General features: G+C 70.3%; 25 protein-coding genes. 14 read left to right on the top strand and 11 right to left on the bottom strand.

The genetic code is table 11. From position 1 onward, the window contains the following. The first annotated feature begins 204 nt into the window (after positions 1–204). The 5 genes from ACIQM0_RS32990 (at position 205) to hemB (ending at position 6253) form a co-directional block, all read left to right on the top strand. Entirely contained in the window at positions 205–975 is a 771-nt protein-coding gene (locus ACIQM0_RS32990) for a redox-sensing transcriptional repressor Rex (RefSeq protein ID WP_123525295.1), read from the top strand. Next, a complete protein-coding gene (locus ACIQM0_RS32985; RefSeq protein ID WP_401293844.1) occupies positions 972–2474 on the top strand; it encodes a glutamyl-tRNA reductase in 1503 nt (500 codons plus the stop codon). The genes ACIQM0_RS32990 and ACIQM0_RS32985 overlap by 4 nt, the downstream gene beginning before the upstream one ends. After that, a complete protein-coding gene (gene hemC / locus ACIQM0_RS32980) occupies positions 2471–3457 on the top strand; it encodes a hydroxymethylbilane synthase (RefSeq protein WP_401293842.1) in 987 nt (328 codons plus the stop codon). Before ACIQM0_RS32985 ends, hemC begins: the two co-directional genes overlap by 4 nt. After that, positions 3454–5121, top strand: a complete 1668-nt coding sequence (locus ACIQM0_RS32975) for a uroporphyrinogen-III synthase (RefSeq protein ID WP_401293840.1) — start codon at positions 3454–3456, stop codon at positions 5119–5121. The genes hemC and ACIQM0_RS32975 overlap by 4 nt, the downstream gene beginning before the upstream one ends. A gap of 127 nt (positions 5122–5248) precedes the next feature. Beyond that, on the top strand, positions 5249–6253 hold the full coding sequence (gene hemB / locus ACIQM0_RS32970; RefSeq protein WP_401293838.1) for a porphobilinogen synthase: 1005 nt from the start codon (positions 5249–5251) through the stop codon (positions 6251–6253). A gap of 62 nt (positions 6254–6315) precedes the next feature. Here hemB and ACIQM0_RS32965 read toward each other — a convergent pair whose 3' ends face one another. From ACIQM0_RS32965 to ACIQM0_RS32950, 4 genes are all read right to left on the bottom strand, one after another. Further along, positions 6316–8283, bottom strand: a complete 1968-nt coding sequence (locus ACIQM0_RS32965) for a transglycosylase domain-containing protein (RefSeq protein WP_401293835.1) — start codon at positions 8281–8283, stop codon at positions 6316–6318. Between the two features lie 107 nt (positions 8284–8390). Continuing rightward, positions 8391–8921: a HEAT repeat domain-containing protein gene (locus tag ACIQM0_RS32960; protein WP_401293833.1), complete on the bottom strand. Its 531-nt coding sequence runs from the start codon at positions 8919–8921 to the stop codon at positions 8391–8393. Positions 8922–9062: 141 nt separating this feature from the next. After that, on the bottom strand, positions 9063–9839 hold the full coding sequence (locus ACIQM0_RS32955; RefSeq protein ID WP_401293830.1) for a DUF4232 domain-containing protein: 777 nt from the start codon (positions 9837–9839) through the stop codon (positions 9063–9065). Positions 9840–9982: 143 nt separating this feature from the next. Further along, entirely contained in the window at positions 9983–10720 is a 738-nt protein-coding gene (locus tag ACIQM0_RS32950) for a DUF4232 domain-containing protein (protein ID WP_401293827.1), read from the bottom strand. A 325-nt stretch (positions 10721–11045) separates the two neighbouring features. On the opposite strand from ACIQM0_RS32950, the gene ACIQM0_RS32945 reads away from it, so the two are divergent. From ACIQM0_RS32945 to ACIQM0_RS32935, 3 genes are all read left to right on the top strand, one after another. After that, entirely contained in the window at positions 11046–12443 is a 1398-nt protein-coding gene (locus ACIQM0_RS32945) for a helix-turn-helix domain-containing protein (RefSeq protein WP_401293825.1), read from the top strand. A 361-nt stretch (positions 12444–12804) separates the two neighbouring features. Continuing rightward, complete coding sequence (locus ACIQM0_RS32940) at positions 12805–13770, top strand: MarR family transcriptional regulator (RefSeq protein ID WP_401293822.1); 966 nt, start codon at positions 12805–12807, stop codon at positions 13768–13770. Between the two features lie 110 nt (positions 13771–13880). After that, entirely contained in the window at positions 13881–14711 is an 831-nt protein-coding gene (locus tag ACIQM0_RS32935; protein ID WP_401293820.1) for a CPBP family intramembrane glutamic endopeptidase, read from the top strand. A gap of 22 nt (positions 14712–14733) precedes the next feature. On the opposite strand, the gene ACIQM0_RS32930 is transcribed toward ACIQM0_RS32935, so the two are convergent. The 4 genes from ACIQM0_RS32930 to ACIQM0_RS32915 all read right to left on the bottom strand — a co-directional run bounded on the left by ACIQM0_RS32930 (position 14734) and on the right by ACIQM0_RS32915 (position 17475). Then, the gene (locus tag ACIQM0_RS32930) at positions 14734–15531 is read right to left on the bottom strand and encodes a DUF4253 domain-containing protein (protein ID WP_401293817.1); all 798 of its coding nucleotides are present in this window, start codon (positions 15529–15531) and stop codon (positions 14734–14736) included. 588 nt (positions 15532–16119) lie between these two features. Next, positions 16120–16359, bottom strand: coding sequence for a DUF397 domain-containing protein (locus tag ACIQM0_RS32925; protein ID WP_401293815.1), 240 nt, complete (start codon positions 16357–16359; stop codon positions 16120–16122). Positions 16360–16414: 55 nt separating this feature from the next. Beyond that, entirely contained in the window at positions 16415–16654 is a 240-nt protein-coding gene (locus ACIQM0_RS32920; protein ID WP_401293812.1) for a DUF397 domain-containing protein, read from the bottom strand. Beyond that, a complete protein-coding gene (locus ACIQM0_RS32915; protein WP_401293811.1) occupies positions 16651–17475 on the bottom strand; it encodes a Scr1 family TA system antitoxin-like transcriptional regulator in 825 nt (274 codons plus the stop codon). The genes ACIQM0_RS32920 and ACIQM0_RS32915 overlap by 4 nt, the downstream gene beginning before the upstream one ends. A gap of 113 nt (positions 17476–17588) precedes the next feature. Between ACIQM0_RS32915 and ACIQM0_RS32910 the strand changes: the two genes are divergently transcribed. The 3 genes from ACIQM0_RS32910 (at position 17589) to ACIQM0_RS32900 (ending at position 19088) form a co-directional block, all read left to right on the top strand. Then, positions 17589–17993 (top strand): ATP-binding protein, encoded by a 405-nt coding sequence (locus ACIQM0_RS32910; protein ID WP_401293809.1) that lies wholly within the window; start codon positions 17589–17591, stop codon positions 17991–17993. A 175-nt stretch (positions 17994–18168) separates the two neighbouring features. Further along, positions 18169–18744, top strand: coding sequence for a DUF6232 family protein (locus ACIQM0_RS32905; RefSeq protein ID WP_401293806.1), 576 nt, complete (start codon positions 18169–18171; stop codon positions 18742–18744). Continuing rightward, the gene (locus ACIQM0_RS32900; RefSeq protein ID WP_363027377.1) at positions 18741–19088 is read left to right on the top strand and encodes a DUF5955 family protein; all 348 of its coding nucleotides are present in this window, start codon (positions 18741–18743) and stop codon (positions 19086–19088) included. Before ACIQM0_RS32905 ends, ACIQM0_RS32900 begins: the two co-directional genes overlap by 4 nt. Before the next feature lie 56 nt (positions 19089–19144). On the opposite strand, the gene ACIQM0_RS32895 is transcribed toward ACIQM0_RS32900, so the two are convergent. Beyond that, positions 19145–19519 carry an ATP-binding protein gene (locus tag ACIQM0_RS32895; protein ID WP_401293803.1) on the bottom strand — a complete coding sequence of 125 codons (375 nt, stop codon included), beginning with the start codon at positions 19517–19519 and terminating at the stop codon, positions 19145–19147. Positions 19520–19766: 247 nt separating this feature from the next. On the opposite strand from ACIQM0_RS32895, the gene ACIQM0_RS32890 reads away from it, so the two are divergent. Continuing rightward, positions 19767–20195 carry a hypothetical protein gene (locus ACIQM0_RS32890; protein ID WP_401293800.1) on the top strand — a complete coding sequence of 143 codons (429 nt, stop codon included), beginning with the start codon at positions 19767–19769 and terminating at the stop codon, positions 20193–20195. Positions 20196–20466: 271 nt separating this feature from the next. Then, a complete protein-coding gene (locus ACIQM0_RS32885; RefSeq protein WP_401293798.1) occupies positions 20467–20787 on the top strand; it encodes a hypothetical protein in 321 nt (106 codons plus the stop codon). Positions 20788–20933: 146 nt separating this feature from the next. Here the strand turns inward: ACIQM0_RS32885 and argS are convergent, their stop codons facing one another. Further along, complete coding sequence (gene argS, locus ACIQM0_RS32880) at positions 20934–22706, bottom strand: arginine--tRNA ligase (RefSeq protein WP_401293881.1); 1773 nt, start codon at positions 22704–22706, stop codon at positions 20934–20936. A 134-nt stretch (positions 22707–22840) separates the two neighbouring features. Here argS and lysS point away from each other — a divergent pair, with 134 nt between their 5' ends. Then, positions 22841–24598, top strand: a complete 1758-nt coding sequence (gene lysS, locus ACIQM0_RS32875; protein WP_401293878.1) for a lysine--tRNA ligase — start codon at positions 22841–22843, stop codon at positions 24596–24598. 90 nt (positions 24599–24688) lie between these two features. Here lysS and ACIQM0_RS32870 read toward each other — a convergent pair whose 3' ends face one another. Beyond that, entirely contained in the window at positions 24689–26194 is a 1506-nt protein-coding gene (locus ACIQM0_RS32870; protein ID WP_401293795.1) for a DUF2637 domain-containing protein, read from the bottom strand. Positions 26195–26245 lie beyond the last annotated feature (51 nt).

Raw genomic sequence — 26245 nt, 5'->3', positions numbered from 1 at the left:
GCCTTGCCCCCTTCGGGCCTGCAACGGGCTGATGCGATCGGCAGTTCCTGGATCGCGCGACGAATGCGCGTGACCCCGGTCACTTTGACCGGACAAATCGGACACCATCTTTGTGCACGCGTTCACAAAGACATAGCCTGCATTCGACGGGGCGGCCATGGGACATGCGGCCGCCTGCAGCCCCGCTCATCCCGCAGGAGCACCGTGGCAACTGGCCGAAACCACCGACCGGCGACCCGTAGCCGAGGAATTCCCGAGGCCACCGTCGCCCGACTTCCGTTGTATCTCCGTGCGCTGACCGCGCTCTCCGAGCGCTCGGTCCCCACGGTCTCCTCCGAGGAACTCGCCGCGGCGGCGGGGGTCAACTCCGCCAAGCTGCGCAAGGACTTCAGCTATCTCGGCTCGTACGGGACGCGCGGCGTCGGCTACGACGTCGAGTACCTCGTCTACCAGATCTCCCGTGAACTCGGCCTCACGCAGGACTGGCCGGTCGCCATCGTCGGCATCGGGAACCTCGGCGCCGCGCTCGCCAACTACGGCGGTTTCGCCTCCCGCGGGTTCCGGGTTGCCGCGCTGATCGACGCCGACCCCGCGATGGCCGGTACGCCCGTCGCCGGTATCCCCGTCCAGCACGCGGACGACCTGGACCGGATCATCAGCGAGAACGGCGTGTCGATCGGTGTGATCACCACCCCGCCCGGCGCGGCGCAGCAGGTCTGTGACCGTCTGGTGGCCGCCGGTGTCACCTCCATCCTGAACTTCGCCCCGACCGTGCTCTCGGTGCCCGACGGCGTCGACGTGCGCAAGGTCGACCTCTCCATCGAGCTGCAGATCCTCGCGTTCCACGAGCAGCGCAAGGCGGGCGAGGACGCCGCCGCGGACGACGGCCCCGACCCGGCCGCACCGCCCGTGCGCGCCGCGACCACCAGCCGGAAGGGACCCGACGGGGACATGCCCGCCGTGATGCCGGCATGAGTCTCCTTGTCGTAGGGCTGAGCCACCGCAGTGCTCCCGTCTCCGTGCTGGAGCGGGCCTCGCTGCCCGCCGGCGCCCAGGCCGAGCTGCTCCGGGACACCCTCGCCGCGGAGCCCGCGGTCGAGGCCGCCGTCCTCGCCACCTGCAACCGCATCGAGCTGTACGCCGACGTGGACAAGTTCCACGCGGGCGTCGCCGAGCTGTCGACGCTGCTCGCCCGGCACAGCGGTGTCGGTCTGGACGAGCTCACTCCGTATCTCTATGTGCACTACGAGGACCGGGCCGTCCACCACCTCTTCTCGGTGGCCTGCGGACTGGACTCGATGGTCGTGGGCGAGGGCCAGATCCTCGGCCAGATCAAGGACGCGCTGGCGCTGGGGCAGGAGCTCCACACCGCGGGGCGGCTGCTGAACGACCTCTTCCAGCAGGCCCTGCGGGTCGGCAAGCGCGCCCACAGCGAGACCGGGATCGACCGGGCCGGGCAGTCGCTCGTCACGTTCGGCCTGGAGCAGCTCGCCGAGGGCCGCGATCCCGGGGTCTGGGCGAAGGGCAAGCGCGCCCTGGTGATCGGCGCGGGCTCGATGTCCTCGCTGGCCGCCGCGACCCTGGCCCGTACCGGTGTCGCCGAGATCGTCGTCGCCAACCGCACCCGGGCCCGCGCCGACCGGCTGGTCGAGATCCTCAACCAGGCCGGCGGCACCGGAGTGACCGCCCACGCCGTGGAGATGGCCGCGGTCTCCGACGAACTGACACGTGCCGATGTCGTCGTCTCCTGCACCGGCGCGACCGGTCTGGTGCTGAGCGCGGAGGCCGTCGCCGGTGCGCTCGGGCTGGACTTCGCCCCGCACGCGGCGCCCGCCGTGCCCGTCGCCGCGCCGCCCGCCGATCTGGACCAGCACGCCGCGTGGGTGGAGAACGGCTCCGCCACCGCCACCGCGACCGCGCAGGCGCAGGCCGTCCGCCGGGTCACGGTGCCCGCCCAGTCCACCGGGCCGGTCCGCCTCGCCCTGCTGGACCTCGCGATGCCCCGCGACATCGACGGGGACGCCGCCCGCCTCGACGGTGTGTGCCTCGTCGACATCGAGTCGCTCGCCGAGGCGTCCGCGGACGCCCCGATGGCCGCCGATGTGGACCAGGTGCGCACCATCGTCGCCGACGAGGTCGCCGCCTTCGGTGCCGCCCAGCGCGCCGCCCACATCACCCCCACCGTCGTCGCCCTGCGCACGATGGCCGCCGGAGTGGTCGCGGGCGAGATCGCACGGCTGGACGGACGCCTCCCCGACCTGGACGAAAAGCAGCGCGCCGAGATCTCGCAGACCGTGCGCCGCGTCGTCGACAAGCTCCTGCACGCGCCCACCGTGCGGGTCAAGCAGCTCGCCAGCGAGCCCGGCGGCGCCGGGTACGCCGATGCGCTGCGGGAACTCTTCGACCTCGACCCGCAGACGGTCGCCGCCGTCTCCCGGGCAGACCTGAACGACCCGAATCGAGGGCGGTCATGACCGACAACTCACCCCTGGGCGCGGGGGCCACCAAGCCGCTGCGGCTGGGGACCCGGCGCAGCAAGCTGGCGATGGCGCAGTCCGGCCTCGTCGCAGAGGCCGTCACCGAGGTGACCGGGCGGGCCGTCGAGCTCGTCGAGATCACCACGTACGGGGACACCTCCAAGGAGCAGCTCGCGCAGATCGGCGGGACCGGCGTGTTCGTCGCCGCGCTGCGCGAAGCGCTGCTCCGCGGCGAGGTGGACTTCGCCGTCCACTCGCTGAAGGACCTGCCGACCACGCAGCCCGAGGGCCTGACGCTGGCCGCGGTGCCGGTGCGCGAGGACCCGCGTGACGTGCTGGTGGCGCGGGACGGGCTGACCTTCGAGCAGCTGCCGTCCGGTTCCCGGATCGGCACCGGATCGCCGCGCCGCATGGCGCAGCTCAACGCGTACGCCCGCAGTCACGGCCTCGGCATCGAGACCGTGCCGATCCGCGGCAACGTCGATACGCGTATTGGTTTTGTACGAAACGGCGAACTGGACGCGGTGGTACTCGCCGCGGCCGGACTCAGCCGTCTCGGCCGGACCGGTGAGGTGACCGATTTCCTGTCGGTCGACACCGTTCTGCCCGCTCCCGGCCAGGGAGCACTGGCGATCGAATGTGCTGCCAGCAGCACTGACCTCGCCGCCGCGCTCGCCGAGCTCGACGACCCGTACACCCGGGCCGCCGTGACCGCCGAGCGTGCCCTGCTCGCCGCCCTGGAGGCCGGCTGCTCCGCACCTGTGGGTGCGCTGGCCGACCTCCTGGCCGACGGTCAGGCTGTCAACGAACTGCGCCTGCGCGGAGTCGTCGGGTCCACCGACGGTTCCTCGCTGGTACAGCTGTCCACCACCGGTCCCGTCCCCACGTCGCACGACGACGCGGCGGCCCTCGGTCGCGAACTCGCGGCCGAGATGCTCGCCAAGGGTGCGGCCGGTCTTATGGGGGAGCGAGCACTTTGAGCCCCACCGGCCCCGTCGCATCCGATTTTCCTGTCCTGTCCGCAGGGCACGTCACCTTCCTCGGCGCCGGTCCCGGCGACCCGGGACTGCTGACTCTGCGCGCCGTCGAGGCGCTTGCGAGCGCGGACGTTCTTGTCGCCGAGCCGGACGTTCTCGGCGTCGTCCGCTGCCATGCGCGGGCAGGCGTAAGCACGCCTGAGCTGACGGTTGTTGACGCGCAGTCAACAGCCGTCGGAGTACCCGTTCTCAGGGACGCGGCCAATCTTGTCATGGAGGCCGCGAAGGGCGGCAGGCGGGTCGTCCGTGCCGTCGCGGGTGACCCCGGCCTGGACGGTTACGCGGGCGGCGAGATGCTGGCCTGCGCGGCCGCCGGCATTCCCTTCGAGGTCGTGCCCGGTGTCGCCAACGTCGTGGGGGTGCCCGCCTACGCCGGGGTGCCGCTGCGTGACGCGCAGGGCGCGGACGTCCGGTTCGTGGACGCCCGTACCGCCTCCGACCGCTGCTGGAGCGAGGTCGGCGCGAGCGATGCCACGTGCGTCATCTCGACGACGCTCGACGCGGTGGCCGCGGCCGCCGGTGAGCTGGTGTCCGCGGGCCGCAAGCCCGACACCCCGCTGACCGTGACGGTCGGCGGCACGACGACCCGGCAGCGCACCTGGACGGCGACGCTGGGCACCATCGCCCAGCTCTTCAAGCAGGGCAAGGTCCTGCCGTCGCCGGAGGGGCACCGGCCCGTCATAGCCGTGGTCGGGGAACGCAGCTCCGCCGCCCAGCGCGACCAGCTCGCGTGGTTCGAGTCGAAGCCGATGTTCGGCTGGAAGGTGCTCGTGCCGCGTACGAAGGAGCAGGCGGCGTCGCTCTCCGACCAGTTGCGTTCGTACGGTGCGGTGCCGCACGAGGTGCCGACGATCGCCGTCGAGCCGCCGCGTACGCCCCAGCAGATGGAGCGCGCGGTCAAGGGCCTGGTCACGGGCCGCTACGAGTGGATCGCGTTCACCAGCGTCAACGCGGTGAAGGCCGTCCGGGAGAAGTTCGAGGAGTACGGGCTCGACGCCCGTGCCTTCGCCGGGATCAAGGTCGCGGCCGTCGGTGAGCAGACCGCCGCCGCGCTCGTCGACTTCGGTGTGAAGCCGGACCTGGTGCCCTCGGGTGAGCAGTCCGCCGCCGGTCTGCTGGAGGACTGGCCGCCGTACGACCCGGTCTTCGACCCGATCGACCGTGTCTTCCTGCCGCGTGCCGACATCGCCACCGAGACGCTGGTGGCCGGTCTCATCGAGCTGGGCTGGGAGGTCGACGACGTCACCGCGTACCGCACGGTCCGCGCCTCGCCGCCGCCCGCGGACACCCGTGAGGCGATCAAGGGCGGCGGGTTCGACGCGGTGCTCTTCACCTCGTCCTCGACGGTGCGCAACCTGGTCGGCATCGCCGGGAAGCCGCACAACGTGACCGTCATCGCGTGCATCGGCCCGGCCACCGCGAAGACCGCGGAGGAGCACGGTCTGCGTGTCGACGTCCTGTCCCCTGAGCCGTCCGTGCACAAGCTCGCCGAGGCGCTCGCCGCCTTCGGCGCGCAGCGCAGGGACGCGGCGAAGGAGGCCGGTGACCCGGTGACGCGGCCGAGCGAGCGCCGTCCCGGCGCGCGGCGGCGTCGTACGACGACCTGATCCGGCGTGACGGATCGTGGGGCCCGGACGCTTCTCCTCGAAGCGGCCGGGCCCCTTTCCGTTCCCCGCCGCTTTCCCGGCACAGGTGTCGGTAAGACGGTGATGTGTACGGGTCTAGTCTCGAAGCATGACTGTGTACGGAAACTTCCCCGGCTCTCGCCCCCGACGGCTGCGGACGACCCCCGTCATGCGGCGGATGGTCGCCGAGACACGGCTCGACCCGGCGAACCTGATCCTGCCCGCGTTCGTGCGTGAGGGCATCGCCGCCCCCGTCCCGATCTCGGCCATGCCCGGTGTGCAGCAGCACACCCTGGACAGCCTGCGGAAGGCCGCGGTCGACGCGGTCTCGGCGGGTGTCTCCGGGATCATGCTCTTCGGCGTCCCCGCGGACGAGAAGAAGGACGCCCGGGGCACGGCCGGCACCGACCCCGAGGGCATCCTCCAGGTCGGTCTGCGCGCGGTGCGCGAGGAGGTCGGTGACGATCTCGTCGTGATGTCCGACCTCTGTCTGGACGAGACCACCGACCACGGCCACTGCGGTGTGCTGACCGAGGACGGCCGGGTCGACAACGACGCGACGCTGGAGCGGTACGCCGAGATGGCCCAGGTCCAGGCCGACGCGGGCGCCCACGTGGTCGGCCCCAGCGGCATGATGGACGGCCAGGTCGGGGTGATCCGCGACGCGCTGGACCAGACGGGGTACGAGGACGTCGCGATCCTCGCGTACACGGCGAAGTACACCTCCGCGTTCTACGGCCCGTTCCGCGAGGCCGTCGGCTCGTCGCTCAGGGGTGACCGCAAGACGTACCAGCAGGACCCGGCCAACGCCCGTGAGTCGATGCGCGAGCTGGCGCTCGACCTCGAGGAGGGCGCGGACATGGTCATGGTCAAGCCGGCCGGACCGTACCTGGACATCGTGGCGAAGGTCGCGGAGTCGGTGGACGTGCCGGTCGCCGCGTACCAGATCAGTGGCGAGTACGCGATGATCGAGGCCGCCGCCGAGCGCGGCTGGATCGACCGGGACGCGGCGATCATGGAGAGCCTGACCGGTATCCGGCGGGCGGGCGCGCAGATAATCCTGACGTACTGGGCGACGGAGGTCGCGCGGAAGCTGGCGCGCGGCGGCGCCTGAAGCGGGTGCGTGAGCGTCCCGCCCGGCCCTGAGCAGGTCCGGGGCCGGGCGGGACGCCGGGGCTACTTCCCGGTGGCGTAGGAGGCCCAGATCCGGAGCGGCAGGACGTTGCCGCGCTCCGAACGCTCTCCGCCCACGCCCTGCATCCCCAGCAGCTGGGGGGTTCCCGGCTTGTTGCGGAACACCGTCACGGCCGTGGTCAGCCCCTGGGTGTGGCCGATGTACCAGGCCGACTTCATCCGGTCGTCCTCACCGGTCGCACCGGCCGAGAGGTCGGCGAGGGAGCCGCCACCGGAGAACTGGTCGAACTTCCCGTCCCTCGCCAGTGTCGTCCAGGCCACCAGCCCCAGGGTGTTCCGCACGTCCTTGGCCACCGAGGTGTCCATCGCGCGCTCCGGTACGGGCCGCTCGAAGCCGTCGACCGGCTCGCCGCCGCGCGTCACGCCGGTCACCGAGTACGGGTCGGCCCTCATGCCCTCGTTGTTGAAGGCGGTGTACGCGTCCGCCATCCTGACCGCGCTCGGGGTGGACGTGCCGAGGGGGAACGACTTGTCCAGGGGGGCCAGGCTGTCCTCGCGCAGGCCGGCCGCGACCGCCATCTTCTTCACGTTCTTCATCCCGATGTGCTTGCCGAGCTGTACGAAGGTGACGTTCGCGGACTTGATCAGGGCGTCGCGCAGGGTCGTCGTCGTCAGGGGGGCCGGCGCCGGGACAGGACTGATTCCCTGCCGGGCCCAGGGAATCGCCGCACGCGGGCCGCTCGTGATCAGCCGCCCCGTACTGTCGTAGCCGCTGTTCAGGGTGATTCCGTTGCCGCTCTGAAGAGCGGCGGCCAGCACGAGGGGTTTGAACGCCGAGCCGACGGGGACGCCCGCGGTGTCGGCGTTGTTCGCGTAACGGGTCGTCGCGTCGGCTCCGCCGTACACCGCGACCACGGCTCCGTCCTGGGGCCGCACGGAGGCGGCGCCGACCTCGACGTACTTGTCCTCGGGACGCTTCTCGGGATCGAGGTCGTGCTTGCGCGTGCTGCGCACGGCCCGCTCCAGCTGCTGGACCCGGTCCTTCTCGAAGGTGGTGTGCACCCGGTAGCCGCCCCGGGCGAGGTCCTTGGCGGTGAGGCCGGAGCGCTGCTTGACGTACTTGTTGGCGATGTCGACGAGGTAGCCGGTCTGGCCGCCGAGGCTGGTCGGTTTGACGGCCTTCCGCGGCTCGGGGAACTTCGTGTACGAGGCCCGCTCGGTCTTCGTCATCATGCCGATCTCGACCTGCCGGTCCAGGATCCACTTCCAGCGCTCGACGGCGCGTTCGTGGTTGGCCCTGCCGTCCGCGGGGTCGTACTGCTCCGCCCCCTTCAGCAGCGACGCGAGCATCGCCGTCTGGCTGGGGTCGAGCTTCTTCGCGGGGATTCCGTAGTACGTGACCGCCGCTGCCTGGACGCCGTAGGCGCCGCGGCCGAACCAGCTGGTGTTCAGATATCCCTGGAGGATGCTCTGCTTGCTTTGCTTGTTGCTCAGCTTGACCGAGATGAAGAACTCTTTGAACTTCCGTGTGGCCGACTGCTCCTGGCTGAGGTAGGTGTTCTTCACGTACTGCTGGGTGATGGTGGAGCCGCCCTGGGTCTCACCGCCCTTGACCATGCTGACGGCCGCGCGGCCGATGCCCGTCAGCGATACCCCGGAGTCGGAGTAGAAGGTCTCGTTCTCGGCGGCGATGACCGCGTTCTCCATCGAATCGGGTATGTCGGCGAGCGTGACGTTCTGCCGGTTGACCGCGCCCACGCTCACCAACTGGCTGCCGTCCGCCCAGTAGTAGACGGTGCCCTGCATCCGCGCCTCGTCGTTCTCGTCGGGGATGTCGACGGACGAGTAGACCGCGGCGAACAGCCCGGCCACCGCCGCTGCTCCGAGCAGGACCCCGCTCAGCACCTGCCGCCACGAAGGGACCCAGCGGCGCCAACTGGCTCTCCCCCGGCGGGGGTAGTCGACTCGGCGGCCGTGCGGGCGTTTCGGGCGGGTGGGGCGTCGGGGCATGCTTCAGCTCCTCGTTCACCGTCCGCAGCGGGGGCGCGGACTTGTGAGAGGAGATGTTCCGGATCGCGATCAGGTTGTCTCTGCACCCCGTCCGGTACCGCCCGTGCTCAGAGCGCCGGTTCGCCACCCCAGGCGGTGAGGATACGAGCCGCCTCCCGGCCCAGTGTCCGGTCGTCGGCCAGCCGGTGCAGCACCTCGGCCCGGCTCTCGCTCGGGCCCGCCTGGTTGAGCGCGGCCAGGGCGTTGTCCCGGACGAGCTGGTCCTCGTCGGAGAGGACGGCGGCCGCCATCGCGTCGTGGATCTCCGGGTCGTCCGCGTAGGGGCCGAGCGCCATGGCCGCGTACTGCCGCACCAGGTCCTCGTCGGGCCCGCGCATCACGGCCAGCAGCGCGCGGGCCGCCCGCTGCCGGTGCGTGTCCTGGGTGGGCGGCGACAGCCGCAGGGCGGTCGTGGCCTCGATCCTGGCGAGCTCGTACTCCTCGGTGTCCTCGGTCACCGAGGCGAGGAACGTCAGGGCCGCCGGGTGGTCGGGCCGGTCCGCGAGTATGTCGCCTATTCCCGCGACGAGTTCGCGTCTTGTGTCGCTCTCGGGGGGCTGCGCGTGGAACTGGTCGATGAGGCTCTCTGTCCGGTCCATGGTGAGTGGCTTCCCCGTGGGAGGCGGCGCACTCCCCGTACACGCCCGTGCCCCGCCTGCCCCGCCGGTGGGCGGGGTGGACGGGGGGCGGGGTGGACGGGGGGCGGGCAGGGCGGACGCGGCAGAAGGGGCGGACGGGGCTCAGTACTGGAGGGCGTCGGCCATCTCGGTCTGCCAGTAGGTGACGTAGCCGTTGTCGTCCCAGTAGGTGTTGGCCGGGAGCGTCAGCTCGGCGGGGGTGCCCGTGGAGCCCACGTTGCTCTTGCCGGCGAAGTTGACCTGGAGGTGGGCGGCCTTGCGCGGGGCCGGACCGCTGCCCGGCTCGCCGGTCAGGCCGATGGCGGCGTAGGCGGACTCGCCCGGCTCCAGTGTCACGACGGCCTGGGGCTGGCTGTCGTCCAGGATCGGGAAGACGGCCTGGGCGTCGTCGAAGCGGAGCTTGGGTGCGTAGTAGGCGTTGCAGAGCTGGGAGCCCGCGTTCGTCACGGTCAGCAGCAGGTGGTTGACCGGGCGGCTCACCTTGGTGACGGTGACCTTGGTGTTGCTGCCGGTGCAGGTGACCGTCTTGGTGCTGGTGGGGCTGGCGGTGTTGCCTGCCTTGTTCGCGCCGGTCTTGACGGGCGGCACGGTGTTCTTCGTCGTGCCGCTGCCGCCGGACTTGGTGCCGGAGTTGGTGACGGGGGCTTCGGTGGCGCCCGTCTCCGGTGCGGCGGTCTGGGGCTGGGACTGGGGCTGGGACGTGGCGTGGGACTCGGGCTGGGACGTGGCCTGCTTGTCGATGGTGTTCGCCACCGGGGCGGCCGCTCCGGCCTTGCTGCTCTCGCTGCTGCCGCTGTCGCCGCTGCACGCGGTGAGCGAGAGGGCGGCCAGGAGCGCGGTGGCGGCGACGACGGTGGTGCGGATGCGGTTGCTGCGCATGGTGGTACTCCCCGTGAAGTGGTGGTGCTGGTGGTGGTGCTGATGGTCTGTGCGGTTCTTCGGTGCCGGTTGTTCAGCGCCGGTCGTTCAGTACTGGTTGTTCAGCGCCGGCTGTGTAGTGCTGGCTGTTCAGTGCTGGCTGTTCAGTACTGGAGGGCGTCGGCCATCTCGGTCTGCCAGTAGGTGACGAAGCCGTTGTCGTCCCAGGAGGTGTCGGCCGGGAGTGACAGCTCGGCGGCGGTGCCCGAGGTGCTCCCGGGGTTCTTGCCGGCGAAGTTGACCTGGAGGTGGGTGCCCTTGCGCGGCGCCGGGCCGGCGCCGGGCTCGCCGGTCAGGCCGATGGCGGCGTAGGCGGACTGGCCCGGGTCGAGCGTCACGACGGCCTGGGGCTGGCTGTCGTCCAGGATCGGGAAGACGGCCTGGGCGTCGTCGAAGCGGAGCTTGGGTGCGTAGTAGGCGTTGCAGAGCTGGGAGCCCGCGTTCGTCACGGTCAGCAGCAGGTGGTTGACCGGGCGGCTCACCTTGGTGACGGTCACCTTGGTGTTGTCGCCGGAGCAGGTGGCGTCCTTACCGTTGCTGGTGGTGCCCGGCTTGTTCGTGGAGCCGCCGGTGTTCTTCCCGTCGCTGTCGGCGGGCGGTGCGGTGTTCTTCGTCGTGCCGCTTCCGCCGGTCGTGGCGTCGGCGTCGGTGGCGTCGGTGCCGTCCTTCTCCGGTGCTGCGGACTGGTCCTGCTTGTCTGCGCTGTCCGCAGCGGGAGCGGACGCTCCCGCCTTGCCGTTGTCACTGGTGCTGCCGTCGTCACCGTTGCATGCGGTGAGCGAGAGGGCGGCCAGGAGAGCGGTGGCGGCGAGGACGGTGGTGCGGATGCGGTTGCTGCGCATGGTGGTGCTCCCCGTGAGGTGGTGAGGGTGTGTGAGGTGCGGTGCGGGTCGTTCAGGGCCGGTGGATGAGGATCATGACGACGGTGCCGGTCACGATCACCACCCCGATGGCAAGGACATCGATGAGCTCGATGCGGAAGAGCGTTTTCATTGCTCGTCCCCCGTTGTCGCTGCGGTGTGGTCACAGACTGCGGGGCGATGGATTCCGGCCGCAACGCCTGCCGGGCCATTGGGGATGCTGGAACGTCTGCGCGTACTGTGACCTGGGCAGATTCCACGTCCCTGGAATGGTGTTCCGGGACGAATCAGGAGGGGGAACGCTGCAGTGGCGACGCCGGAGGCCGAAGATTTCGCGGCCCTGCTCAAGGAACTGAAGGACCGTTCGGGACGCAGTTACGGGGTGCTCGCCACGAAGCTGCACGTCAGCACGTCGACGCTCCATCGGTACTGCAACGGGGACGCCGTCCCCAACGAGTACGGGTCCGTCGAAAGGCTGGCCCGGCTGTGCGGGGCCACGTCCGACGAACTCGTGGAGTTGCACCGGCGGTGGATCGTCGCCGAGGCCGCGCGGCGACGCGGAAAGCCGGAATCCGGGGCGGCGGCCGCCGGGTCCGGGGCCGATGCCCGTGCGGTGTCCGCCGCAGGGAGAGCGCCGGCTCCCGAGCCCGAGCACAAGCGCGAGCCGGAAGCCGCAGCCGTGCCTGAACCCGCACTCGCAGCCGCACCCGAGCCCGCGCCCGCTTCCGAACTGGAACGTGAGCACCTGGCCGGGTCCGCCCCCTCGGGCAACCGCTGGCGGCGCGCGTCCGCCCGTACGCGCGTCCTGCTCGCGGCGGCGGCCGTCGTCGCGCTCACCGTGCCGACCGCCGTCGTCGCCAACCAGCTCGCCGGGGCGAGCGAGGAACCCGCGGCGAACGCCTCGGACGCCAAGCACCCCGGGGACGGCAAGAAGGCGGACGCCGTGGCCGACGCCTCGGAGAGCGCCTCCACGTCGCCCAGCCCGTCGCGGAAGCCGAGCGCCTCCGCGACCACCGGGTCGGCCGAACCGACCGCAGAGGCCTCCGCGACCGCCTCGCACCAGGCGGGGACCGAGCCCAAGGCCGCCACCGGCCGGCCGCCGACCGTCACCATCAGCTCGTACAACTGGGACGGGCCCTGCGGCCAGTACTACCTGCTGGACGACGACCCCGCCAGCGTGCCTCCGCCGCCCGATCCGGAGGACACCCGTGGCTGGGCCCGCGCGCTGGGCGGGGTGGACGGCGGCCACATGAAGATCGAACTCACGGTGCAGGGGCGGTCGGAGGAAGCGGTCGTCCTGCAGGGCATGAACGTGCGGGTGCTGAACCGCAGCGCGCCCCTGAAGCAGTCCGCGTTCTCGATAGCTGACGGCTGCGGGAGCGGTATCGAGCCCCAGTCCTTCGATGTGGCCCTGGACAACAGCCGTCCCACGGTCACCCCTGTGGCGGGGAAGCAGGGGGACAAGACCGTGCCGCCGAAGAACTTTCCGTTCCGCGTCTCCTCCAACGATGTGGAGGTCTTCGACCTCAACGTGCATGTGGAGGGCCATGACGTCCGCTGGTACCTGGAACTGCGGTGGAGCAGCGGCGGCCAGACGGGCACGATGCGCATCGACGACGGCGGCAATCCATTCCGTACGAGCAGCATCGCGGGGCGGCCGGAGTACCGCTACAACCGCAGCGCTTCCAAGTGGGAGACCGACTGACGCCGCCGGATCCCGGGTCTCGGGTCTCGGGTCCCGAGCTTCGAGATCCGAGCTCCGAGAGGGGCGGTTCACTCGTTCGAGCGTATGAAGGGGCAGGTCGCCCCGAGTCTCGGGGCTTGGGATTCGAGCTCCGGGATTCGAGCTGCGAGGTTCGAGCGCCTTCTTTTAACCGGTGGGGAAAGAAGGGTGGTTGGGAAAACCTTCCTGACCTCCCTGACCCGTCACGGCCAGCAAGTATGACTAATGGTGACAGCTTGCGACGGAGCGTCGCGACTGTCTACGGTGCGAGAACTGAACGACCCCGACCGGTGTAATCAGCACCGAGCCGGGGTCTGACCTCCAAGATCGAAAGAGCGATCTCGTGGCTGTTGAGCACCTTAGTCCCGCCCTGCCCGCGTCCGCAGTGTCGCCCCCGTACCCGATGGCCCATCCCGGTTACGGCAAGCGATCCGTTCCGGACCAACCCGCCCCCCGCGCTGATGACTTCGACCTGCTGCCCTTCCGGGAGCGGTATGTCGCCGCGTTCATCGAGCGGCTGCCCGAGGGCGCCACGATGGGCGTGAAGTGCCTCGCCAAGCAGATCCCGTTGTACGGGCAGCAGGCCGTCGCCTCCGCGCTGACCGCGCTGTCGGTGGCCGGACACCTGCGGCGCGTACGGTGCGCGGTCGGCGGCGGAGACCAGGTGCGCTGGGTGTTCCAGACCTACTGGTCACGGACCTCGCACGACAACGAATGGTGGACGAACCACCTGGCACCCGAGCCAGTGCCCGCCCATGAGCCAGTGCGGGAACCCGTACGGGAACCGGCGCCCGAGCCCGTGCGGGAAGCGGTCCCCGCGCCCCGCACCGAGAGCCGCGCCGCCGCCCCCGCTCCCTCGCCCGCGTATCTCGCGCTGGCCGGGATCGGGCGGGCCGACGCACGCCTCGCGCTCTCCGCCGCCGACTGCACGGCCCTGGAAGCCCTGGCCGAGTGCTGGTTCGCACGCGGTGTGGACGCCGACTACCTCACCCGCGCCCTCACCGCCGGACTCCCCGCCCACGTCGACTCACCCGTCGGCTTCGTCCGCCGCCGCCTCCACGACAAGATCCCGCCCGCACTCCCCACCACCCCCACACCGCCGCCCACCGGAACCCCGGTCCGGCGCGTGATGATGGAGTGCACCGAATGCGGCACCCCCGGCCGCCCCGAAGCACTCCCCGACGGCCTCTGCCACCCCTGCCGACAGCCCGAAACCACCACCACCAACACCCAGGCGGGCTCGCCCGCCGAACCCGACGTCACCCAACTCGTCGCCGGGCTGCGCGGGCTCCTCGCGGGCGGTAGGTGAGCGGGCGCTCACCTGTAGTCCTATTAGATGGTGACATGGGAAGATTCGGCGATCACCGCGCGAAAGACGTGGCGGGTGCGGCAAGGCCGTTGACAGCGAAGGTGGAACCGGTGGAATCAGCCGAGGCGGAGAAGAAGCAGGTCGGGCGGACCTTCACGTGGCCGTGGTTCCTGGTGGCGGTGATCGTCTACCTGGGAATCATCCAGGGCGTCGGGCAGCTGACCGGAGTCGACACCTCCTCTTCCTCCTCCGACAGCCAGTTCCCGACCACCGAGTCGATCGTGCGCAACGCGCTGATCCCGATCGGCATCTCGATCGTGTTCGTGGCCGCACTGGTGACCTGGCTCGGCTGGTGGGGCGAAGTGCTGCGCTACCGCGCGCCCGTGCGGCGCTGGGTGCGCTGGGTGCCGATCTCCATGCTGCTCGCCGCCCTGGTCGGGATGAACTACGGCCACCTCGGCGACCAGAGCGCCTCCCTGGTCGGGAGCCTGCTGCTGCTCGGACTGTTCGTCGGTGTGGGCGAGGAACTGATGTTCCGAGGCATCGGCGTCCACGTGTTCAAGCGCGCCGGATTCAGCGAGGGCAAGGTCGCCCTCTGGTCATCCGTGGTCTTCGGCCTGGCTCACGTCAGCAACGCCATCGGCCAAGGCGCCCAGGCGATCATTCAGGCCCTGGTCGTCTGCACCTCGGGCTACTTCTTCTACCTGTGCCTGCGCGTGGGCGGCGTGATCCTGCTGCCGATGCTCGTCCACGGGCTGTGGGACACCAGCCTGTTCTCCAGCATGGTCGGCACCGAGCCCGTCGCCTACCCCGGTCTCGTCCTCATCATCGTGCTCCAGGTCGCCCTGATCATCGTGCTCGCCAGGCGACGCCGCAGGGTCGAGCCGGTCTCGCCCCAGAACGCGGGACAGTCGGCTCTCCCCACCCCTCAGTCCCCGTAGGAGCCGGAAAGCCCCTGGGGGATCAGTCCCACCAGAACGCCCACGTCTCCTGGTTCAGCACCGCCTTCTCCGCGTACGTCCGGAGGGTGTTGAGCGTCGACTGCTGGATGTTGTCCGGGCAGAACGCGAAGTGCTCGGCGGCCAGCGCCTCGGCCTCGGCCGCCGTGGTCGGCGGGCGGCTCACGGAGACGACCATGGTGTCGAAGCCGAGCACCACGACCCGCGCCCCGAACCGGTCCTCCCAGGAACGCAGCACCGCGCAGAGCCGGGCCACGTCGTTCTCGTGGTTGAGCGGCCCCGACCAGCCGATCGCCGCCGGTATGTCCGCGCTGCGCCGCGCGGGCACCAGCGCCGCCCGCATTCCGCCCGGCGAGAAGTCCATCTGGGTCATCTGGTCCGCGATCTCGGCCGCCAGACCGTCCGGGGTGTCCGGCCCCGCCTCGGCCGGCACGGGAGCCAGGCCCGGCCAGTCGGCCGCCTCGTCGCCGAGGTCGAGCTCTTCCTCGGCGTACGCCTCCCACACCTCGCTCAGGACCTCCTCTGCGTCATGGTCCCCGGGGTACGTCATCCGGGCCGGCATGAGGTCCCATCGTTCGGGCCACTGGGTGCGCATCCCGCCGTCGATCAGCACCGGAAGCAGCCCGACGGGCCGCCCCAACGCGCGCAGCAAGGCCCACGAGCCGGGGACCGCGGACTCGTCCCCGTACCAGAGCAGTGGTTCGTCCCACGCGCCGTCGGCCGTGTCGACCACGCGTGTGCCGGGCGGGAGTTCCAGCCCGGTGTCGGCCGGAGAGCGGAGAGGATTCGGGAGCATCGCCATGCCGAAACTCTAGGGAGCGTTCGAGCTCGGCGAAGCCGTTTTGTTCAGCGAAGCGCAGTCCATCAGGCGCCTGAAGGACCGGCGTAGTCCCGGTTTCGGCGGAGCGGCCGCAGTTGGCTGAGAGAGATGAGGAGGAGCCCGGCGAACAGGAAGGCGATTCCGCCGAAGAAACGGACATTCCAGGAAACGCTCGGCAAGATTCCAAAGTAGAAGAGGCTCTGCAGAAGTACGGACGCGCCCGTGAGCAGGCCACCGAGGCCGTGGAGCCTCGGCCTGGCGACGTGGCGACGCGCCGTGGGCAGGATCCATCCCGTCCGCAGTGTCACGATTCCCAGGGCGATCGCCAGCAGCCCCAAGACCCCGCCTGTTCCTACTACCCATGCCATGGTGTCGCTCCGCTCCGACCGCTAACAGGCCAGAAACGCGAGTTGCGTCCGGCCCGAAGATACCCACATGGTTGCAGCACCTGGTGGTGCCTGACCATGCCGGTACCAGGCAGTCTCCACGCTTCAGCACTGCCGTATATGCGCGCCGACTGCTCAAGATTCGCCGGACAGCCCTTATGCGCCCCCACTGACACTTGTCCCGTCAGCGTCCTACGTGCCCGGTGAACGCGGCCCAGGTGGCGGGGGCGAGGGTGAGCGCGGGGCCCTCGGGGTTCTTGGAGTCACGGACGTGCACGGCGCGGGGGTGAGCGGCGACCTCGACGCATGCGCCGCCCTGCTCGCTGCTGTAGCTGGACTTCCGCCAGTCGTAGGCGACTTCGAGGCACGCGCCGCCCTCCTCGCTGCTGTAGCTGGACTTGAACCACGTATGTGCGGTGCTCATAACTCTCCTAGCAGCCGGTCCAGCCGTCCCCTTGAAGCCACTGACACTCGTCCCGTCAGCGTCCTACGTGCCCGGTGAACGCGGCCCAGGTGGCGGGGGCGAGGGTGAGCGCGGGGCCCTCGGGGTTCTTGGAGTCACGGACGTGCACGGCGCGGGGGTGAGCGGCGACCTCGACGCACTCGCCGCCTTCGTCGCTGCTGTAGCTCGACTTCCGCCAGTCGTAGGCGACTTCGAGGCACTCGCCGCCCTCGCTACCGCTGTAGCTGGACTTGAACCACGTATGTGCGGTGCTCATAACTCTCCTAGCAGCCGGTCCAACAGACCCTTCGAATCCTCGACGTTGTGGGCCTGCGTTCGCAGCATCGCATATTTCTGCGACAAGATGCTGACCTCGTCCGGGTCGGAGATGAGCTGGCTGCCACGCTGCGTTTCGGTGTAGGCGAGACGTTGGTAGTCCGGTGTTTCCAGCAGGATGAACGGGCCGGCGAGGGCTGCGTGCGTGGCTCGGTCCAGGGGCATGATCTGGAGCGCGAATCCGGGGAGATCGGCACATGCGCGCAGGTGGCGAAGGGTCTCCTCATGCACGACAGGGCCGCCCAAAGGTGCCCGCACGATCGCCTCGGAGAGAATGAAGCTCGTGGTGGGCGGGAGCGTGCGCCGCATGATCTCCTGACGCTCCAGCCGGTTGCTGACGTGGGTGTCGATCTCCTCCGGGCTGAACGCGGGAACGCGGCTGCCGAAGACGGCCCGCGCGTACGTCTCCGTCTGCAACAGGCCGGGCAGAACCTGATTGGCGAAGAACGACAACGCCAGCGCCGACCGCTCCAGGTCCATGTACTGCTCCGCCCACGCCGGGATCAGGTCCACCTCCGGCATGTTGTCCACCGCCGTCTCCAGCGTGCCCTTCGTGTCCAGGAGGCCGTCCAGGACGCGGGCCAGGGGAGGGAGCAGGGTGCGGCGGCCCTGCTCGATGGAGGCGATGGTCTCCGGCTGGGCGCAGGCCTGTTCGGCCAGTTGGCGCTGGGTCAGTCCCGCGGCGATGCGGAACCGCGCCACGAGCGCGCCCACGAGCTTCATTGCCGACGCGTTCTTGCGCTGCCGATTCCTGGGGTGCATACGGTCCCCACTCCCCACTCTTGTCCGTACTTCACGCGTGATCGGGACGTACAAGAAATCTGTACGGGTGCACGTAGTGCATCAGCGTAGTCACGGAGTGTGACTCTCGTCTCATGAACGAGACGATGCAACTCGTGCTGATGCGCGAGCGGTTCTGCCGGCGCGAGCGCCGATCGGTGCGGTCCGTACGGGAGTTCGTGCGGGCGGCCGCCCAGGACTGGGGGTACGGGGCGCGGGCCGACGACGTGCTCCTCTGCGTGAGCGAGCTGGCGACCAACGCCCTGGTGCACGGGGTGCCGCCGGGGCGCGGGTACCGGGTGCGGCTGATGCTCAGCGAGGCGGGGCAACTGCTGCGGGTCGAGGTGCACGACAGCGGGGACGGGACGCCCGCGGTGCGGGAGCCTGCCGGGGAGTCGGGGCGGGGGCTGCTGATCGTGGCGGCGTACTCCGACGGGTGGGGGGTGGGGGAGCGCAGCCCCGGCAAGGTGGTCTGGTGCCAGTTCCGCAGGGGGCGGTGACGGGGGCTCCGAGGGCGGCCCAGGTGGTGAGATTTCGCCAACCCCGTTAAGGAGAAGCGTCGTTGAGGGATTTTCACTTGCGCTGACGAAGGGCGCGGCGCTTAATGGTTCCTTCGCGGCGAGCGGATCATTCATAGGGGGAACAGTGGAATCACCGGCCGTACCGCCGCGTCCGATGGGCGCCCCGTCGCCGTTCGCGCGCGCGGTGGACCTCAGGATCAGCAAGCGGCTGCTGTGGGTCGGGCCGGCCGCGTATCCGCTGGAGAACATCGTCCGCGTGTTCACGTTCGTGCTGCGCCCGCGTCGCAAGGAGGCCATCGCGCTCTTCTGCAAGCGTGTGGCGTTGATGCTCGTGATGGCGGTGGGCCTGACCGTGCTCATTCTGCTGGTGGACGGGGTGGCGACCCTGAGCCGGGGCGAGAGCGGCGGTGGCCCGTTCATCTTCTTCGTGTGGCTCGGGGCGGCGGGCTCGCTGGCCTACTTCCTGCTGGACATGACGAAGGTCTTGGCGGCCCGCGAGCACTTCGTGCTCGCCGTGGAGACGTCGGGGCTGTCGACGGCGATGGTGACCAGCCACGACCCGAACCATCTGATCGAACTCGTCGGCCGCATCACGCACGCGATCGACCATCCGGAAGCGGAGTTCACCGTGCGGGTGGAGGGAATCAGCGCGAGTCCCCATATCTACCACTACGGCGACAACGTCAATATGTACGGCGGATCCGGGAACGTGGGGATTGCGAATTCATGACCGGCGACACCGTGAACATGTACGGCGGCTCGGGGAACACGGGCATCCAGAACAACCATTTCGCGCAGCCCGCCGCCGAGCCCGTCTCCCCGGAGCTGCGGGAGGCGGTACGGGAACTGCTGCGGCTGGTCGGTGAGCTGCGGGGGCAGCTCCCGCCCGCCAGTGCCCGGGTCCTCGACGACAACCTTCCGGCCCTCACCGGAGAGGCCGACGCGCCTCCGGCACCCGAGGAGCGGCACCGCGCGCTGCTGGCGGTCGCCGGGATCGCTGCCACGGTGTCGACGGTCGGGGAGCCGGTGATCGAGGCGGTCCGGAAGGTGCTCGGCCTCCTGGGCGCTGTCTGAGCCGTACGCGCAACTGCCGTACCCGCAACCGCCGTACGCGGTGTGTGGCGGACCCCTCAGCGGGCCAGCGTCGCGAGGATGGTCTTTCCCTGGCTGCCGTGACGGCGCACGGTGACGCTGCTCGCCAGCCGGAGGACCATCGGCCAGCCGAAGCCGCCCGTCCGGCCGGTCAGGTCCGGGACGCGGCACTGCGGATGCGCGGGGCTGGGGTCGACGACCCGTACGTGCAGGGCGCCCTGGTCGGCCCCGAACGACAGGGCGGTGACGCCTCCGGCGTACCGGATCGCGTTCGTCACCAGCTCCGACGAGAGCAGCACCAGATTCTGGACCGCACGGGCGGACGGGGCCGGATTCAGCTTGGCGACGAAGGCGGCGGCGGCCTCGCGGGCCTCCGCGGCCCGGACCGGTGGCGGTGTGGTTTCCGATGACATTTCCGCAGCGACGAAGTCGGGTGTGGTGCATTGCTCTGTCATGTGGATTCACCCCAGAGGGAATGGCTCGGCAGCCGGTCTTCGCTGCGTGTACCCGAGCCCTTGCCGTATATCCGAAATTGGCCCGTACGAGTGACCGTCCGTTCCGAGGCGTGCGGCGGCCTCCTCGGGGAAGGTGGCCGGTACCAGACAGTGCGGCTCGCCGGAATCCGTTCCGGGACGACCGCCGCGGCGAAGGGAACAGCCCATGAACGAGTCCGTAGACCGCTCACCGGACTCGAACGCGGTGATCGTCGAGCCGGTGCCCGATCTCCAGCTCCAGCTGCTGCTCCAGCTCCTCGACCGGGAGATGCGCTCCGGGCTGCCGCTCACGCTGACCATCCCGGCCGGTGTGCTGCACGGTGACGTGATCGGGCACGAGGCCTGGAAGGCGGACTGGGCCAGGAGCCTGCGCCAGGTCGAGGGCGAGGGCGCCAACCTCATCGCGGAGTTCCCCGAGACGGTGGACCAGGGCATCAAGGAGCTCAGGGCCGACGAGGACACGCAGCAGCTTCCCCGCTGGATCCATCTGCGCGACGCCACCCTCGTGATCGGCGGCGCGGCCCCGCTGCGGCTCCCGCTGTGGCGCGGGCGGCTGTCGGACGTCTCCGGGTGGGCGCTGGGACGTCCGGAGTAGTTCCCGGCCGGGCAGGGGAGCCGACAGCGACGCTTACGCATCGCATTCGTCGAATGACTGTGCGTAGTCGATTTTCGGCTGACTGTCCGTCCCTCACGTCGCGCGTGTCGCTCGCGTCGACCCTTGCGCGCCCTTGCCGGTGCTCGTTTCATCCCTCCTGGGGCGGTATGACGCTTTCGGCCAGTCGGTTCGGGCGGTCTAGTGGATCAGTCCGGGCTCGATCAGGCTGAATCCGACCGATCGCTTCTGTCCGACCTCAGAGGAGACGAACGTGCGTAGTCATCACCGTGTCGCGGCTGTCGCCGCATCCTTCGCGCTGGCCGGCGCGGGCCTGCTGGGAGTGGCCTCGCCCGCGGCGGCATCCGCGGCGGGGCTTTCCTGCGGCACTCCCAGGCTCCTGGTCGGGAGCGCGGGACACCACGGCGCCTCCATCAGCTGTACGGGCGGAGCGTTCACCGAGTTCATCGACTGCAACAAGCCCGGCTACGGCACCTACCGGCACTTCGGCAACCGCGCGGTGTCCGGCGGGACCTCCACCACCTGGTGCGACATCGGCGCGGATGTCACAACGGTGGGGGTCACGGCCTCCTGAGCCCTCAGGGGGCCTCACCCCCCTGAGGCACCACCCGCGTGGGCCACGTGCTCCGGGCCCGACGCGCGAAGGGCCGCCGACGGCGCTCCGGGTCAGGAGCGTGCCGGCGGCCCTCCGCGGCCGCGCAGGTCAGGACCGTGTGGTGCTCAGAGCCGCTCGGGCGTCCGGATGCCGAGGAGCTTCATGCCCTGGTGGAGCGTGCGGGCGGTGATGTCGCAGAGGAACAGCCGGTTCTCCACGACCTCCGCCGAGTTGTCCTCGCTGAGGACGTGGCACTGGTCGTAGAACGTCGTGTAGTGCGAGGCCAGCTGGTAGAGGTACGAGGCCAGCTTGTGCGGCTCGTACCCCGCCGCCACCTCGGACAGCACCTCGCCGAACTGGTCCAGGTGCAGACCCAGTGCCCGCTCGGCCGGGGCCAGCTCCAGCTCCGGGTGCGCGACCGGCTTCGCGTCGCCGGCCTTCCGCAGGATCGACCGGATACGCGCGTACGCGTACTGGAGGTACACGGACGTGTCGCCGTGCAGCGACACCATCTGGTCCAGGTCGAACTTGTAGTCCCGCACGGCGGAGGTCGACAGGTCCGCGTACTTCACGGCGCCGATGCCGACGTACCGGCCGTTCTCGACGATCTCGTCCTCGGTCAGGCCGATCTTCTCGGCCTTCTCCCGGACCACGGCCGTCGCCCGCTCGACCGCCTCGTCCAGCAGGTCCTCCAGCTTGACCGTGACACCCTCACGGGTCTTGAACGGCTTGCCGTCCTTGCCGAGGACGGTGCCGAACGCCAGCTGGTGCGCCTTGACGCCGTCGCTCAGCCAGCCGGCCCGCCGGGCCGTCTCGAAGACCATCTTGAAGTGCAGGGACTGCCGCACGTCCACCACGTACAGCAGGGTGTCCGCCTTGAGGTTCCGCACCCGGTCGCGGATCGCGGAGAGGTCGGTCGCCGCGTAGCCGTAGCCGCCGTTCGTCTTCTTGACGATGAGCGGGACCTTGTTGCCGTCCGGGCCCAGCACGTCGTCGAAGAAGACGCAGAGCGCACCCTCGGAGCGGACGGCGACACCCGTCTCCTCCAGGATCCGGCAGGTCTCCTCCAGCATGTCGTTGTAGCCGGACTCACCGACGATGTCGGGGTCGCTGATCTCCATGTCGAGCTTGTCGAAGACCGAGTAGAAGTAGATCTTCGACTCGTCGACGAACCGCTGCCACATGGCGAGCGTCTCCGCCTCGCCGGCCTGGAGGGCGACCACCCGGTCCCGCGAGCGGGCCTTGAACTCCTCGTCGGAGTCGAAGAGGGCCCGCGAGGCCTTGTAGAGCCGGTTGAGCGAGGACATGGCGGCCTCGCCGTCGGCCTTGTCGCCCTCGTGGTCCAGCTCGTCGGGGTGCTCGATCAGGTACTGGATGAGCATGCCGAACTGGGTGCCCCAGTCGCCGATGTGGTGCCGCCGGACCACGGACTCGCCGGTGAACTCCAGGATCCGCACCATCGCGTCACCGATCACGGCGGACCGCAGGTGACCGACGTGCATCTCCTTGGCCACGTTCGGCTGGGCGTAGTCGATGACGGTGGTGCCCGCGGCGCCGTCGAACGGCACGCCGAGCCGGCCCTCGTCGTCCGCGGCACGGGCCGCGAGCGTCTCGGTGATCGACTTGTCGGAGAGCGTGATGTTCAGGAAGCCGGGGCCGGAGACCTCGATGTCCTTGATCAGATCGCTCGCCGGGAGGGCGGCCGTGACCTGGGCGGCCAGCTCGCGCGGGTTGCCCTTGAGCTTCTTGGCGAGGGCCAGGATTCCGTTGGCCTGGAAGTCGGCCCGGTCGCTTCGGCGCAGCAGCGGGTCCGCGGTGCCGGCATCCGGCAGGGCTGCCGTCAGGGCGTCCGCCAGCTGCTGCTGGAGCGTGGAAGCGAGGGAATTGACCGAGGCCATCAGCTGGCTGCCGTTTCCGTAGGAGTACAAGGGATGACGCCAAGTATCCCACGGTGTGCAAAGCCGTTTTCGCGCTGTGGGCGGTACCTGGGAGAATGGCACCCGCCCCTATGAGTCCTACAAGAGAGAAGGACGTGCCGACCGTGGCTCAGAGTCAGAGCAGCACCGAGACCGACTGGGTCTCCCGCTTCGCGGACGAGGTCATCGCCGAATCGGAGCGTCGTGCGCCTGGCAAACCGGTCGTCGTCGCCTCCGGCCTCTCCCCGTCCGGGCCGATCCACCTGGGCAACCTCCGCGAGGTCATGACCCCGCACCTGGTCGCCGACGAGGTCCGCCGCCGCGGCCACACCGTCCGGCACCTGATCTCCTGGGACGACTACGACCGCTACCGCAAGGTGCCGAACGGCGTCCCGGGCGTCGACGAGTCGTGGGCCGAGCACATCGGCAAGCCGCTGACCTCGGTGCCCGCCCCGGCCGGCTCCGCGTACCCGAACTGGGCCGAGCACTTCAAGGCCGCCATGCTGGCGTCGCTGGACGAGCTGGGCGTCGAGTACGACGGGATCAGCCAGACGGAGCAGTACCTCGCGGGTACGTACCGCGAGCAGATCCTGCACGCGATGCGGCACCGCGCCGACATCGACGCCGTCCTGGACCGCTACCGGACCAAGAAGGACGGGGCGGCCGGGGCCAAGGGCAAGAAGCCGCAGCAGAAGAAGGCCGACGAGGCCGAGCTGGAGGCCGAGGCGGGCTCCGGCGCCGCGAGCGAGGACGACGGCAGCGGTGGCTCGGCCGGCTACTTCCCGTACAAGCCCTACTGCGGCAACTGCGAGAAGGACCTGACCACCGTCACGTCGTACGACGACGAGAGCACCGAGCTGAACTACACCTGCTCGGCCTGCGGCTTCGCGGAAACGGTTCGGCTGAAGGAGTTCAACCGCGGCAAGCTGGTCTGGAAGGTCGACTGGCCGATGCGCTGGGCGTTCGAGGGCGTGATCTTCGAGCCGAGCGGGGTGGACCACTCCTCGCCCGGTTCCTCGTTCGTCGTCGGCGGCCAGATCGTCCGAGAGATCTTCGACGGCGTGCAGCCGATCGGACCGATGTACGCCTTCGTCGGCATCTCCGGCATGGCGAAGATGTCCTCCTCCAAGGGCGGCGTGCCGACCCCGGCCGACGCGCTGAAGATCATGGAGGCCCCGCTGCTGCGCTGGCTGTACGCGCGCCGCAGGCCCAACCAGTCCTTCAAGATCGCCTTCGACCAGGAGATCCAGCGGCTCTACGACGAGTGGGACTCGCTGGAGCGCAAGGTCGCCGACGGCTCCGTGCTGCCGGCCGACGCCGCCGCGTACTCCCGCGCGATCGGGACGGCCGCCGGTGAGCTGCCGCGCACCCCGCGCCCGCTGCCGTACCGCACCCTCGCCTCGGTCGCGGACATCACCGCCGGAGCGCAGGACCAGACGCTGCGCATCCTCAGCGAGCTGGACCCGGACAACCCGCTGACCTCGCTGGACGAGGCCAGGCCCCGGCTGGACCGGGCCGAGAACTGGATCACCACCCAGGTCCCGGCAGAGGCCCGCACCATCGTCCGCGACGAGCCGGACAAGGAGCTCCTCGGCTCGCTCGACGACGAGGGCCGCGCGTCGCTCCGGCTGCTGCTGGAGGGTCTCGACTCGCACTGGTCGCTGGACGGGCTGACCACGCTCGTCTACGGCGTGCCGAAGACCCTGGCCGGGCTGGAGCCGGACGCCAAGCCGACGCCCGAGCTGAAGACCGCGCAGCGGTCGTTCTTCGCGCTGCTGTACCGCCTGCTCGTCAGCCGGGACACCGGGCCGCGACTGCCCACGCTGCTGCTCGCGGTCGGGGCGGACCGGGTGCGCACGCTGCTCGGCGCGTAACGACGCACGGCCGAAGGGCCGCCATCCCGTTCCCGGGGTGGCGGCCCTTCGGCGTCGCTGCGGTCGGTGTGCCCGCGTGCCCGGTGCGGCCTACGCGATGTGGTCCGCTTCGAGTTCGGCGTGGTAGCGGTTCTTGAAGCCCTGGATCAGCTGGCGGAGCAGGGCCGCGCTGCGCGGGTGCCGCACGTTGTGGCCGTCCGACAGGTGTATGTCGAGGACCTCGATGCTGGGGTACGTGCTGTGCTGGGTCACGAACGCGGCGAAGACCTCGTAGGCGATCTCGCTGAACTCCGCGTCCTCCTGCGCCCACTCCTCGGCCCACTCCTCGGCTGCCTCCGCGACGGGCTTCGGCTCCTCGGGGACCTCGTCGGACGCGGGGACCTCGTGCGCCTCGTGCGCCTCGGGGACCGGCACCTGCTGCTCGCCGCGCGGGGCCGGCATGGCGCCGATCGTGCCCACGTTGCCCAGCGGGCGGGTGCGGCGGGGGCCGGTCGGGATCATGACCGGGCCGGGTTCCTGGGTGTCCACGTACGTCGGGTTGTACGAACCCTCGTACGCGCCGTCCGGCGCCTGTGCCGCGAACCACGGGCTCTCGTACGAGGCGGGGTCGGGGGCGGGGGCCTGGTTCTGCGGCTGGGCCCGGGAGTGCGGCTGGAAGGCGCTCTGCTGCTGGGGCTGCTGGGGCTGCTGCGGGTTCTGCCGCTGATGCTGCTGGTTCTGTTGGTGGTTCCGCTGCTCGTTCCGCTGCTCGTTCCGCTGCGGGTTCTGCTGCTCGTTCTGCGGCTGCCGGTCCGGCTCGGCGTACTGCTCCTGCCGCGGGGCGCCGACGAGTTCGGGCTGCTGGAACGGGGCCTTCTCGACGGCGGCGACCGCTTCCGCGGCGGCGGGGGCGACGGGGGCCGGGGGCAGCAGGGCCGGTTCGATGCCCGCGGCGGCGAGTCCGGCCGGGCCGGTCTCGGCCAGCGGGATGCCGTACTTCGCGAGGCGGAGCGGCATCAGGGCCTCGACGGGGGCCTTGCGGCGCCAGGCGCGCCCGAAGCGGGCCTGGAGACGGGCCTGGTAGATCAGCCGGTCCTGTTCGAGCTTGATGACCTGCTCGTACGACCGCAGCTCCCACAGCTTCATCCGCCGCCACAGCCGGAACGTCGGGATGGGGGAGAGCAGCCAGCGGGTGAGGCGGACACCCTCCATGTGCTTGTCGGCCGTGATGTCGGCGATCCGGCCCACGGCGTGCCGGGCGGCCTCGACGGAGACCACGAACAGCACCGGGATCACCGCGTGCATGCCGACGCCGAGCGGGTCCGGCCAGGCGGCCGCGCCGTTGAAGGCGATCGTCGCGGCGGTCAGCATCCACGCCGTCTGGCGCAGCAGCGGGAACGGGATGCGCAGCCAGGTCAGCAGCAGGTCCAGCGAGAGCAGGACGCAGATGCCGGCGTCGATGCCGATCGGGAAGACCAGCGAGAAGTTCCCGAAGCCCTTCTCCATGGCGAGTTCGCGCACGGCCGAGTACGAGCCCGCGAAGCCGATCGCTGCGATGAGCACCGCACCGGCGACCACGAGCCCGATGAGTATGCGGTGCGTGCGTGTGAGCTGCATCGCGGCCACCCGCGATCCCCTTCCCGTTTCTTCGTCTCCGACGTCCGGTCC

Source organism: Streptomyces sp. NPDC091387 (genome assembly GCF_044756945.1).
Taxonomy (GTDB): Bacteria; Actinomycetota; Actinomycetes; order Streptomycetales; family Streptomycetaceae; genus Streptomyces.
The sequence above is the reverse complement of the archived record's forward strand: the minus strand, read 5'-3'. Positions and strand labels throughout refer to the sequence as shown.